Origin of the sequence: Sphingomonas sp. UBA978 (genome assembly GCF_002292295.1) — a bacterium.
Lineage (GTDB): Bacteria > Pseudomonadota > Alphaproteobacteria > Sphingomonadales > Sphingomonadaceae > Sphingomonas.
Window position 1 is genome coordinate 146,512 of the sequence record NZ_DBBS01000020.1, and the last position, 12,742, is coordinate 159,253.

General features: G+C 69.6%; 6 protein-coding genes and 1 pseudogene. 3 read left to right on the top strand and 4 right to left on the bottom strand.

The window, feature by feature from the left end; genetic code table 11:
* Nucleotides 1-7 precede the first annotated feature (7 nt).
* Together B2515_RS13215 and B2515_RS13220 are read left to right on the top strand one after the other, a co-directional pair.
* Entirely contained in the window at nucleotides 8-895 is an 888-nt protein-coding gene (locus B2515_RS13215) for a LysR substrate-binding domain-containing protein (RefSeq protein WP_293877021.1), read from the top strand.
* Nucleotides 892-2,436: a carboxylesterase/lipase family protein gene (locus B2515_RS13220; RefSeq protein ID WP_293877023.1), complete on the top strand. Its 1,545-nt coding sequence runs from the start codon at nucleotides 892-894 to the stop codon at nucleotides 2,434-2,436. The genes B2515_RS13215 and B2515_RS13220 overlap by 4 nt, the downstream gene beginning before the upstream one ends.
* Before the next feature lie 95 nt (nucleotides 2,437-2,531).
* Here B2515_RS13220 and B2515_RS13225 read toward each other — a convergent pair whose 3' ends face one another.
* Nucleotides 2,532-4,358, bottom strand: coding sequence for a hypothetical protein (locus tag B2515_RS13225; RefSeq protein WP_293877025.1), 1,827 nt, complete (start codon nucleotides 4,356-4,358; stop codon nucleotides 2,532-2,534).
* Nucleotides 4,355-5,698 carry an MFS transporter gene (locus B2515_RS13230; protein WP_293877027.1) on the bottom strand — a complete coding sequence of 448 codons (1,344 nt, stop codon included), beginning with the start codon at nucleotides 5,696-5,698 and terminating at the stop codon, nucleotides 4,355-4,357. Before B2515_RS13230 ends, B2515_RS13225 begins: the two co-directional genes overlap by 4 nt.
* Nucleotides 5,699-6,087: 389 nt before the next feature.
* On the opposite strand from B2515_RS13230, the gene B2515_RS13235 reads away from it, so the two are divergent.
* A complete protein-coding gene (locus B2515_RS13235) occupies nucleotides 6,088-8,997 on the top strand; it encodes a TonB-dependent receptor (RefSeq protein WP_293877029.1) in 2,910 nt (969 codons plus the stop codon).
* 315 nt (nucleotides 8,998-9,312) lie between these two features.
* Here the strand turns inward: B2515_RS13235 and cobA are convergent.
* Together cobA and B2515_RS13245 are read right to left on the bottom strand one after the other, a co-directional pair.
* Nucleotides 9,313-10,041 (bottom strand): annotated as a pseudogene (gene cobA / locus B2515_RS13240) (uroporphyrinogen-III C-methyltransferase); the annotation flags it as partial.
* Nucleotides 10,031-12,625 (bottom strand): nitrate reductase, encoded by a 2,595-nt coding sequence (locus B2515_RS13245; protein ID WP_293877031.1) that lies wholly within the window; start codon nucleotides 12,623-12,625, stop codon nucleotides 10,031-10,033. The gene B2515_RS13245 and the pseudogene cobA, both read right to left, overlap by 11 nt.
* Nucleotides 12,626-12,742 lie beyond the last annotated feature (117 nt).

Sequence of the window (12,742 nt, forward strand, 5' to 3'; positions counted from 1 at the left end):
CTGGGCCATGTTCGAACTCAGCCAGCTCCGCTGCTTCGTCGCCGCCGCCGAGGAACTCCACTTCGGCCGCGCGGCGCAGCGGCTCAACATGACGCAATCGCCGCTCAGCCGGCAGATCCAGCTGCTCGAGCGCATCCTCGACGTCACCCTGCTCGAACGCACCAGCCGCAACGTCGCGCTGACCCCGGCGGGGCGCGTGTTCCTGATCGAGGCGCGGCGGATCGTCCGTCTGGCGGAAAGCGCGCAGCTGTCCGCGCGGCGCGTGGCGAAGGGCGATGCTGGCAAGGTCGCGATCGGCTTCACCGCGGTGTCGGGCTACAATCTCGTGCCGCAGATCGTCGCGCAGGCGCGCGCGGCGCTGCCCAACATCGACCTCGAACTGCGCGAGATGGTGACGACCGATCAGGTCGATGCGTTGCTCACCGGGCTGATCGACATCGGCTTCGTCCGGCCGCCGCTCGCCCGGCAGGAATTCGACACCGCTCTGGTGCTGCACGAACCTCTGGTGGTGGCGCTGCCCGCCGGCGATCCGCGTCAGGCGAAATCGGTGCTGGAGCCAGCGGATTTCGACGGACAGCCGCTCATCATGTACGCGCGGCAAGGCGCGGGCTATTTCCATGACATGCTGATCCGGCTGTTCGACGAGGCCGGGGTCAACCCGCATTACGTCCAGCACGTGACGCAGATCCATTCGATGCTCGGCCTCGTCCACGCCGGGCTGGCGGCGGCGATCGTGCCGGAATCGGCATCGGGGCTGCACCTGATGGACGTCCAGTATCGCCGCTTCGCGACCGAGCCGGAGCGGCCAGTCGAGCTGTTCATGGCGTGGCGGCGCGACAACCATAACCCGGCGCTCGCACCGATGCGGCGGCTGTGTGCGGAGACGGCGGGATGACGATCGATCGGCGTGCGGTTCTGGCCGGGATGGCGGTGCTGCCCGCGGCGGCGGGCGCGCGCGGCGCCGATCCGGTCGCGACGACGCGCTACGGCCGGGTGCGGGGGCTGCGCGAGGACGGCGTGCTGGTGTTCCGCGGCATCCGCTACGGCGCCGACACCGCGCCCCGCCGCTTTCGCCGCGCCGAGCCGCCGCAGCCATGGACCGGCTTGGCGGATGCGACCCGCTACGGGCCTGCTTCGCCGCAGACCAGGGCGGAGGAGCCGACGTCGGAGGATTGCCTGTTCCTTAACGTCTGGACGCCTGCGCTCGATGCCGGGCGGCGGCCGGTGATGGTCTATCTGCACGGCGGCGCGCATGCGCACGGGTCCGGTTCCGATCCGCTCTACGACGGCAAGCGGCTGGTGCGGCGCGGCGACGTGGTGGTGGTGACGCTCAACCACCGGCTGGCGGGGCTCGGCTACGCCTATCTCGCGCAGGCGGGCGGGCCGGCGGAGAGCGGCAACGTCGGCAGCCTCGACATCATCCTCGCGCTGCAATGGGTGCGCGACACGATCGCGGCATTCGGCGGCGATCCGGGACGGGTGATGATCTTCGGCCAGTCCGGCGGCGGCGCCAAGGTGGTGACGCTGATGGCGATGCCGGAGGCGCGCGCCCTGTTCCACGCCGCCGCGACGATGAGCGGCCAGCACGTCACCGCCGCCGGCCCCAACCACGCGACGGCGCGGGCAAAAGCATGGATGGCGAAGGCCGGCGCGCGCGATGCGGCGGAGCTGGCGACGCTGCCCGTCGAGCAGCTGGTCGCGGCGATGGCGATGACCGATCCGCTGGAGGGGAAGGGGGAGATCAGCTTCACCTCGACGCTCGACCACAGCATCCTGCGACGCCACCCCTTCTACCCCGACGCCCCACGCGAGGCGGCGCACATCCCGCTCGTCATCGGCAACACGCATGACGAAACCGGCCTGTGGATCGAGGCGATGCTGAAGCGCGGCGACACGACATGGGCGAACCTGCCTGAGCGGTTGCTGTCGCAGATGACGCGCGACGTCGGCGTCGACCACGTCATCGCGCGCTATCGCCAATTGTATCCGCAGCGGACGCCGGGGCAGATCCTGCTGGCCGCATCGACCGCGGGGCGGTCATGGCCCGGGCATCTGATCCAGGTGGAAGAGCGCGCGAAAATCCATGCGCCGACGTGGATGTACCAGCTCGACTTTCCCGCGCCGGAGGCGGGCGGGGTGCTCGGCGCCTTCCATTCGCTCGACATCGGGCTGGTGTTCGACAACACCGCGGTGCCGAACGCACGGACCGGCAACGATGCCGGGGCGCAGCGGCTCGCCGGGCAGATGGCGGATGCGTTCATCCGGCTCGCACGCACTGGCGATCCTAATGGCGCGGGCCTGCCGGCATGGCCGCAGTACGATCTCGCGCGGCGGCGGACGATGATCTTCGACCGGCAGGTGCGCGTGGAGGACGATCCGCGCCGCGAAGAACGGCTGCTGTTCGCGGTGGCGCCCTATATCAAGCCGGGCGGCTGACACGTCCGTCATTGCGAGCGTAGCGAAGCGATCCAGAGCGTCTTGGTTCGGCTCTGGATTGCTTCGCTGCGCTCGCAATGACGAGGGAGAACTGCCTAGCGATCCCAGGGAAAGGCCAGCGTCGGCCGGTTGGCGTAGCGCGTCATCGCCAGCGTCAGCCGCGCGCCGCATCCCGACTCCAGCCGCACGGTAAATTCCCGGCCGCCGACATCCCGCGCGACGCCGTCCACCGTCACCGCATCGATCCGATGCTCGGCATAGCTCCCACCCTGCACCGTCACCGTCCGCGCGACGCGACCGGTGTTGACCAGCGTCACCTCGGTCGACCGGTCGCCGAGCGCATGGACCAGCGCCGCGACATCCTCCGGCACACCCGCGCGCCGTCGCTCCGCGTCGAAATAGCGCAGCCGGCAGTGGAGCGGCACGCCTCCCTGCGGCGGGCTGGTCGGCGACCATGGCGGGCGGGCGATGTGCATGCCGCCGGTCATCGTCTGGATGAGCGCGGTCGCGCTCGCCGGATTGATGTCGATCGTCCAGTCGGCCAGCCGTTCCATCCGCGTCGTGCGATCCGCCTGCCGCTTCGCCACCCGCGCGGCCACACGCGCGAGGTCGGCGGCCAGCGCCTGCTCGGCATAGCCCGCGTTGCGGCCGTGGAGGAAGGCGATCCACGGATGGTCGCCCGCTGCCGCCAGATCGGCGGGGTCCTGCGTTGCATACCAGATCTCGAACCCGCCCGTGCGGTACGGGCCGGGCTTCCACCCGTACCAGCCGTCGGCGCCATACATGGTCGGCGCCGCCATCGCGCCGTCGATCCGCTTCGACGCGGCATTGATCCGCGCCGATTGCCGCCGCCAGAGGTGGATATACTCCCGGTCGCCGGTCAGCAGCAGGCCGTTGTAGAAAGCGGTGATCGATCGCGGCACGCGGTTGCGGTTCTCGCGCTTGCCGGTCTGCGGCACCCTGGGCGAGAAGCCCCAGCCATAGACGCCACTCCACCAGTTCTTGCCGACCTTGCCGTCGAGGCCGACATGGCTCGGCACGATATCGCCATTGGCCCGTGCCCGCTCCATCCATGCGTCGAGATAGTCGAGCGCCCAGCCGCGGAACCGCTCGCCCGCACCCAGCGCATAGGCGTTGAGGCCCAGCGTGGTCGCCTGCAGGTTCAGCGGATTGTCGCCGACCACGTCGCCATATTCGTCGTAATGGCTGAGGGTCTGCGCGTAATTCTGCTCGCCATGCTCCATGTGGAACGCGCTGGTGTCGAACGGATCGCCGGTCCAGTCGAGCGGCGTCGCCTGTCGCAGCATCGGCCCGCGGCTGCCGTTCAGGACGCTGCGGATCACCCGTGCGTGCGGATCGTAGTTGGTTACGGACTGGTCCCGGCCGGTGTAGAAATCGGCATAGCGGCGGGTGCGCGCGATCAGCTTTGCATCACGCGGCGCGCTCAGCCCCATGACGTTGAAGCTCGTCAGCCCCTCGCTGTTGTGCTGCCAGTCCATCTGCACCGGAAACTCGCGATAATACATGCCGGCTCGCGCGATCGGCACCTCGACCGTGCGCGCTGCGGTATATTGCCGCAGGTGCCCCTCCCAGAAGCGCTGCGCCAGCGTCAGCAGGCGGTCCGGCGCGCCCAGCGCATGCAGCGTCACCCAGTCGTTGGTCGCCTCCGCCGCATCGTCCGGCCCGTCGTTCGCGCCCCAGCGTTCGAACACCTGCAAGGCGTCGCCCGGCCCGACATATTTCGCGAAGAACGCCTCGCACGCCGCGGCATTGGCGGCGAGCAGCTGGCGTTGCAGCAGCGCCCAGCGCGGCGCGGCCATCGGCGTGGCGATCCGCAGCGGCGGCGCCTTCCCCCGGGCCGCGGCGGGCAGCAAAGTCAGCGCTGCCCCGGCGGTCAGCAGCGCGCGGCGATCGAGCGTCATGCCGGCAGCTCCAGCCGGCGGATCGGCCCGACGATGACGAGGAAGGCAAAGATCGTCAGCAGGCAATGCGCGCCGACGAACACCAGCGCCCAGTCGAACGACCCGGTCGCGCCGACGATGAAGCCGACGACGATCGGCGTGACGATCCCGGCGATGTTGCCGAACATGTTGAACACGCCGCCCGACAGGCCGGCGAGCTGCTTCGGCGCGACGTCCGCCATCACCGCCCAGCCGAGCGAGGCGACGCCCTTGCCGAAGAAGGCGACCGCCATCAGCACGATGACCAGCCATTCCGCCTCCACCCAGACGCAGGCGATGATCGCGGTGGCGAGCAGCATGCCCGCGACCAATGGCCCCTTGCGGGCGAGGTCGATGTTGCCGGTCCGCTTCAGGATCGCATCCGATGCGAACCCGCCGACGAGGCCGCCGACGAAGCCGCACATCGCCGGCGCGGCGGCGGCGAACCCCGCCTCCATGATGTTGAGGCCGCGTTCCTTGACCAGATAGATCGGGAACCAGGTCACGAAGAAATAGGTCAGCACGTTGATGCAATATTGGCCGAGATAGATGCCCAGCATCATCCGGTTGGCGAGCAGCCGCCGCACGTTGGGCCAGGTGAAGCTGCGCGTCGTCGTCTTCGCCTCTTCCATCCGGATCAGCCCGCCGCCGGCCTCGATATGGTCGAGTTCGGCCTGGTTGATCGAGGGATGCCGCACGGGCGAGTGGATGTAGCGCACGAACGCGAGCGCGGCGAGGATGCCGAGCAGCCCCATCGCCCAGAACACCGATCGCCAGCCGAAGCTGTGCGCCAGCCAGCCCATCAGCGGTGCGAAGGCGACCAGCGAGAAATATTGCGCGCTGTTGAAGATCGCCGAGGCGGTGCCGCGCTCCGGCCCGGGAAACCATGCCGCGACCAGCCGGGCGTTGCCGGGGAAGGACGGCGCCTCGGCAAGGCCGACGAGGAAGCGCAGCACGAACAGCGTCGCCACCGCGGAGATGATCGGAAACCAGCCGACGAAGCCCTGCATCGCGGTCATCAGCGACCACAATGCGATCGCGCCGGCATAGATGCGCTTGGTGCCGAACCGGTCGAGCAGCGCGCCGCCGGGGATCTGCGCGAGCACATAGGCCCAGGCGAAGGCGGAGAGGATGAAGCCGGTCTGCACCGGCGACAGGCCCAGTTCGCCCGACGCCTGCGTGCCGGCGATCGAGAAGGTCGCGCGGTCGGCATAGTTGATCGAGGTGATGAGGAAGATCAGCGCGATGATCCGGTAGCGCACCCGCGTCGGGCGTTGCCCGGTCGCGGGGCTGGCGTCGGCCTTGATGGCGGCGGCGGTCATCGGGCACTCTCCTGTGCGGTGCATGCTCCCGTCTTGTCGCGGGTCGGGCCGACGCTAGCGAGGGCGGGGGGCAGGGTCCAAGTCGAAAAGCGGGATGATCGAGCCAGTTCGTGGCTGGATGTCCGCCCACCGGCCCCGTTCCCCCGTCAGTTCCGCGCAGGCGGGAATCCAGACTGGCTGGTGGTCGGGGTCTATCCGATGGCAGCGTTTCCGGATCCCCGCCTGCACGCGGATGACGAAGGGGGTAAGGCGATGGTCCGCCACCCATGCACGACCCGCAACGATCCATGCCGTTTTCAGGTTGGCTTTGCGCGTGCCCGCGGCGCTACCCCAGCCTGACAGAACCGACCCCGGATACGGCAAGGTCGGACATATTAGTGAGGGGATCGATGATGGGCATGTCCGGCATCCGTGGACTGAAGATCGCGCTGGGGCTGACCACGGCGGCGATCGGCCTCTCCGTGGCACCCGCCTTCGCGCAGAAGGCGCCCGAGACGAATGCGGAAAAGGCCGCCCGCGCGCCGGGCAACCAGCAGGACACCGACGCACCGCCGGCCTCGCCCGCGGTCGCGCCCGTGGCCCAGGTCGCCGACGCGCCGCAGCTCGACGACGGCGCGCAGGACATCGTCGTCACCGGTTTCCGCGAGAGCCTGAGCAGCGCGATCAACATCAAGCGCAACCAGACCGCGACCGTCGACGTCATCAAGGCGGAGGACATCGCCGAATTCCCCGACCTCAACCTCGCCGAATCGCTGCAGCGCATTCCCGGCGTCGCGATCAGCCGGGTGAACGGCGAGGGCCGCAACATCTCGGTCCGCGGCCTCGGCCCCGATTACACCCGCGTCCGCATCAACGGCATGGAGGCGATCGGCACCACCGGCGGCACCGACAATTCGGGCGGCGTCAACCGCGGCCGCGGCTTCGACTTCAACATCTTCTCCTCCGACCTGTTCAACAGCCTCGCCGTCCGCAAGACCGCGACGGCGGACGTCGAGGAAGGCTCGCTCGGCGCGACCGTCGACCTCCAGACCTCGCGCCCGTTCGACTACAAAAAGCCGACCGCGGTGATCTCCGCGCAGGCGAGCTACAACGACCTGCGGCGCAAGGCGACGCCGCGCTTCTCGGGCCTCGTCACCACCTCGACGCCCGACGGCCGGTTCGGCGTGCTGATGTCGGTCGCGTACGAGGAGCGCAAGCTGCGCGAGGAGGGCGCCAATATCACGCGCTGGACCTATGGCGGGTTCAACGGCGGCTTCAACGCCGCCTCGACGCTGGCGGGCTATACGCTCGGCCAGATCAACTACGGATCGACGGCGGCGCAGACCGATTACGCCGGGCAGGCGCTGTTCCATCCGCGCATCCCCGGCCTCGTCACCTATGAGATCGACCAGAAGCGGCTCGGTGCGGCGGGATCGGTGCAGTTCCAGCCGACCGATGCGACGCTGATCTCGCTCGACGGCCTCTATTCGCGCCTCGACGGCAGCCGCGCCGAATCGCAGATCCAGGCGATCAGCTTCAGCCGTTCGGGCACTGGCAAGCCGCAGACGATCATCCGGTCGGGCGTGGTCGATGCGAACCGCAACATCATCAGCGGCACGTTCGACAATGTCGATGTCCGCTCGCAGAGCCGCTACGATATCCTGCGCACCGATTTCTACCAGGGCACCGCCAACCTCGAACAGAAGTTCGGCGATGCGGTGAAGTTCGTCGGCACCGTCGGCTATGCCAAGTCCGAATTCACCAACCCGACGCAGACCACGGTGACGATCGACGCGGTCAATTCGAACAACTTCTACTACGACTTCTCCACCCGCTTCCCGACGATCCGCCCCGGGTTCGACGTCACCAGCGCGGCGAGCTACACCTTCACCAACGGCAACAGCGAGGTCCGCGTCCGGCCGCAGACGGTCGACAACAGCTTCAAGACCGCCAAGGGCTATCTGGAATGGACCGCCAGCCCGGTCATCAAGCTGAAGGCGGGCCTCGACTGGCGGGAGTTCCAATATTCCTCGACCGAAGGCCGCCGCAACGCGGGCGAGACGGTGGTGCAGACGCTGACCCCGGCGCAGCTCGCCGCCGCGACGACGCTGCACACCGATTTCGGCCGCGGCATCGACCTGCCCAGCGGCACGCCGACGTCGTGGCTGGTGCCGGACATCAACAAGTTCGCCGAGCTGTACGGCATCTACACCAACCCGCTCTACGCGGTCGGGCGGCTCGACAATGCGACCGCGCGCGGATCGTACATCACGGTGCGCGAGCGCGACACCGGCGCCTGGGGCATGACCGAATTCAACCTCGCCGATGCGGGGGTGCCGCTGCGCGGCGATGCCGGCCTGCGCTACGTCCACACCAACCAGCTCTCGACCGGCTATGCGGGGCAGGGGACGTCGGTGAACCTCGTCACCGCCGAGCGCAGCTACAATCGCTGGCTGCCGTCCGCCAACCTCGTCTTCGACATCACCGACACGCTGCTGATCCGCGCCGGTGCGGCGAAAACGCTGGCGCGTGCCGGCATCGCCTCGCTGACGCCGGGCGGCAACCTCAACATCTCGGGCAGCAACCGCGGCTTCAGCTCGGGCAATCCGGATCTGAAGCCGACCGAATCGACCAATATCGACGCCAGCCTCGAATGGTATCCGACCAAGGGCGCGGTCTATGCGATCTCGGGCTTCCAGAAGGATATCGGTACCTTCGTCCAGTCGCTCAGCGTCAACGTGCCGTTCGCCGACCTCGGCCTGCCGGCATCGCTGCTGACCGGCAGCGCGGCGTCCCCGAACGACATCTTCACGGTGACGCAGCCGGTCAATTCGAGCGGCGGCAAGCTGCGCGGGTTCGAGGTGAACGTGCAGCAGCCGCTCACCTTCCTGCCGGGCTTCCTGCGCGATTTCGGCGTGCTGGCGAACTATACGTTCGTGAAGTCGGACATCAAATATCTGCTGTCGGCGACCAGCACCGCGACCGTGACGCAGCCGCTGGTCGGCCTGTCGCGTCACGCCGCCAATGCGACGGTCTATTACGAGACCAAGCGCTTCTCGATCCGCGGCTCGATCGCCTATCGCGACAAATATCTGACCGCGGTGCCGGGCACCGAGGGCAACAGCTACAACGGCACCAATTCGACCACCAACGTCGATGCGCAGGTCAGCTACAACATCACCGACGCGCTGAAGCTCAGCCTCGAGATGATCAACCTCACCGACCAGTTCAACGACCAGTATGTCGATGCCAGCAACCGCCTGAACGTCCTCACGCACAGCGGCCGGCAGTTCATCTTCGGCGCGCGCTACGCTTTCTGACGAGCGCGCGGGGCGCGGTCAGTCCTGACGGACGCCGCGTCCCGCGACGGTTTCATACGCCGACAGTTCGTCGCCGATCGCGACCTTCGCCGCCAGATCGTCGGCGCGCGCCTGATCCTTCGCCGCTGCCTTCGCATCGTCGGGATGGCCGTCCGGATCGGCGGCGCCGACATTGGGGCTGGCGGGGACGTAGAGGATGCGGTCGTCGGTCTTCGGGTCGGGCATGATGGTATCTCCTTCTCGGCCAACCAACGCGTCGGCAACGCGCCGGTGCCGCGGCGCGGGGGAGTCCGTCCGACCTACGGCTCGGCACGGCGCCATCGCCGCCCCGATCAGCAGCAGCGCGGGGTCGCGATCGCCGATCGTCCGCACCAGGAACGACAAGGCATCCAGCCTTCCGTGGATCAGGCGCTCGTCGGGCAGCGAGACGTTGACCGCGACCAGCACCGGCGTGTCGGGCGACAGGCCGGCGTCCATCAGGTTGCGCGCGACCTCCGCCGCGGCGGCGCGGCCCATATAGACGCCGAGCGTTGATCCGGTCCGCGCCAGCATCGGCCAGTCGAGATCGAGCGGTTCGCCAGCGCGGGCATGCGCGGTGACGAGGGTCAGCGAGCGGGCCTGACCGCGCAGCGTCAGCGACAGCGTGGCGGAGGCCGCGGCGGCGCTGGCGGCGGTGATGCCGGGGCAGATGCGGACGGGGATGCCGTGCGCCGCGCAGGCCGCGATCTCCTCGGTCGACCGGCCGAAGACGGACGGGTCGCCGCCCTTCAGCCGGACGACGCGCTGCCCCGCCAGCGCCGCGGCGACGATCATGTCGTCGATCGTCCCCTGGTCCTTCGAATGGCGGCCGGAGCGTTTGCCGACGCTGATCCGCGCGATCCCGGCGGGGATCAGGTCGAGCACGCCGGGGCCGACCAGCGCGTCGTGGAAGACGATGTCGGCGGCGGCGATCAGCCGTTCGGCCTTGCGGGTCAGCAGCTCCGGGTCGCCGGGGCCGGCGCCGACCAGCCAGACGGTGCCGGGGGCGATGATGTCATGCGGCATGGCTGGAGCCTTCCTGGAGCAGCTTGGCGAGGGCGGGGCGGCAGGACCCGCAATTGGTCCCGGCCTTCAGCGCGGTGCCGATCGCGGCGACATCGGTCGGGCGCTGGTCGGCGATGCAGGTCAGGATGGTCTTGAGCCCGACGTCGAAACAGGCGCAGACGATCGGCCCGCGGTCGACCTGCACGCCCGGCGCGCGGCCGGCGAGCAACGTCGGGGCGGCCTGCGGCTCGGCGAGTTGCGCGACCAGCCAGTCGCGCGGCGGCAGCGTCCCGTCGCGGGTGACGAACAGTGCGGCGGCGAGGCGACCGTCGCGCAGGATCGCGATGCGGCGGGTGCCGCGCGCGGCGTCGATCGTCTCCAGCCGCTCGCCCGCGGGCAGCAGCGCGTCGAGCGCGGCGGGGTCGCCGTCGCCGGCAAGGTCCCAGGCGGTGCCGCACGGCACCGCGACGCGCGTCGCCCACAGGCAGTCGGGGCGGGCGGCAAGTTCGCCTGCGACGATGACGAACCCGCGCCACGCGCTTGCGACCGGGGCGATGCGCGCCGGCGTCGCCTTGAAACCGGGCTGCCCCGAGATCGGGTCGGCGAGCGGGCGCGGCAGCAGGCCGGTGCGCCCGCCGGTGGCATTGCGATCGGTCCAGTGGATCGGGGCGAACAGCTCGCCGACGCGCTGGCTGGTCGCGACGCGCACCCGGAACAGGCTGTCGCCCTGCGGCGTGGCGACCCGGGCGAGGCCGCCGTCGGTCAGCGCCAGCGCGGCGGCATCGTCGGGGTGAACCTCGACCAGAGGCTCCTCGCGATGGCGCGCGAGCTTCGGCGACAGGCCGGTGCGGGTCATGCTGTGCCACTGGTCGCGATAGCGCCCGGTGTTGAGCGTCATCGGCCAGTCGGCAAGCGGTGGGGCGAGCGGTTTCTGCGCAACCGGCACCAGCCGCGCGCGCCCGTCCGGCGTCGGGAAGCGCCCGTCGGCGAACGGCGTGCCGCCCCAGCGAAACGGTGCCATCGCGTCATAGGCGGCATTGCCCAGCGCGGCATGGCCGGGGAGGGCGAACAGGCGTTCGCCGTGATTCTCATAGGCCGACAGGCGGCAATGCTCGCGCCAGATCTCCGCGGGGCGATCATAGGCGAAGGCGGTCTTCCACCCCATCCGCCGCGCGACCTGCGTGACGATCCACCAGTCGGGCTTCGCCTCGCCGGGCAGCGGCAGGAAGGCGCGCTGGCGGCTGATCGTGCGGTCGGAATTGGTGACGGTGCCGTCCTTCTCGCCCCAAGCGGCGGCGGGCAGGCGGACATGGGCGTGGACGCTGGTATCGGTCTGCGCGATCACGTCGCTGACCACGACGAACGGACAGGCGGCAAGCGCCTCGCGCACCCGGCCGGCATCTGGCATCGACACGGCGGGGTTGGTCGCCATCACCCACAGCGCCTTGATCCGACCGTGGCCGAGCTCGCGGAACAGGTCGACCGCCTTCAGCCCGGGTTTGGCGGCCACGTCCGGCGCGGCCCAGAAGCGGGCGACGCGGGCGACGTTGTCGGGCGCGAAGTCCATATGCGCGGCCAGCGTCGAAGCGAGGCCCCCGACCTCGCGGCCGCCCATCGCATTGGGCTGGCCGGTGATCGAGAAGGGCGCCGCGCCGGGCTTGCCGATGCGTCCCGTCGCGAGGTGCAGGTTGACGATCGCATTGACCTGATCCGTCCCGGCGAGCGACTGGTTCACGCCCTGGCTGAACAGCGTCACGGTGCGCGGGGTGGCGGCGAACAGGTCGAAGAAGCGCCTGAGGTCGTCCGGCGGCACGTCGCAGGCGCGCGCGGTCGACCACAGGTCGCTGCCCTCTCCGAACGCATCCCAGAAGCGGTCCGGCACGGCGACGTGGCGCGCCAGATAGGCATCGTCGACCACGCCCGCCGCGCGGCACCAGGCGAGCAGCCCGTGCATCAAAGCGACGTCGCTGCCGGGGCGGATGGCGAGGTGCAGGTCGGCCTCGTCCGCCGTCTCGGTGCGGCGCGGATCGATGACCACCAGCTTCGTACCGCGGGCGGCGCGCGCGGCCTGGATGCGCTGATAGACGATCGGGTGGCACCAGGCGGTGTTGCTGCCGACCAGCACGATCAGGTCGGCGGCGTCGAGGTCGTCGTAGCTGGCCGGGACGATATCCTCGCCGAAGGCACGGGTGTGCCCCGCGACCGCGCTCGACATGCACAGGCGCGAATTGGTGTCGATGTTGGCGGAGCCGATGAAGCCCTTCATGAGCTTGTTGGCGACGTAATAATCCTCGGTGAGCAGCTGGCCGGACACGTAGAAGGCGACGCTGTTGGGGCCATGCCTGGCGATCGTGTCGCGGAACTTGCGGGCGACGAGGTCCAGCGCCTTGTCCCAAGACGCGCGGCGCTGGCCGATCATGGGGGTGAGCAGGCGACCGTCGAGGCCGATCGTCTCGCCGAGGTGCGTGCCCTTGGAACAGAGCCGGCCGGCGTTGGCGGGGTGGTCCGGGTCGCCGGCGATGGTGGCGGTGCGCTCGCCGGTCGGGGTGGCGAGGACGCCGCAGCCGACGCCGCAATAGGCGCAGGTGGTGCGGACCGCGCTCAAAGCCCTTCCCCTTCAGGGGAGGGGTTGGGGGTGGGGCGGTGTCTCACCGAGAGCATCGCTCGCGGACAGGCCCCACCCCAACCCCTCCCCTGAAGGGGAGGGGCTTTTACGCCGCGC

Bases quoted from the DNA above. Each gene is read 5' to 3' on its own strand.
- B2515_RS13215 (WP_293877021.1), top strand. From the start codon at position 8: ATGTTCGAACTCAGCCAGCTCCGCTGCTTCGTCGCCGCCGCCGAGGAA.
- B2515_RS13220 (WP_293877023.1), top strand. From the start codon at position 892: ATGACGATCGATCGGCGTGCGGTTCTGGCCGGGATGGCGGTGCTGCCC.
- B2515_RS13225 (WP_293877025.1), bottom strand. From the start codon at position 4,358: ATGACGCTCGATCGCCGCGCGCTGCTGACCGCCGGGGCAGCGCTGACT.
- B2515_RS13230 (WP_293877027.1), bottom strand. From the start codon at position 5,698: ATGACCGCCGCCGCCATCAAGGCCGACGCCAGCCCCGCGACCGGGCAA.
- B2515_RS13235 (WP_293877029.1), top strand. From the start codon at position 6,088: ATGATGGGCATGTCCGGCATCCGTGGACTGAAGATCGCGCTGGGGCTG.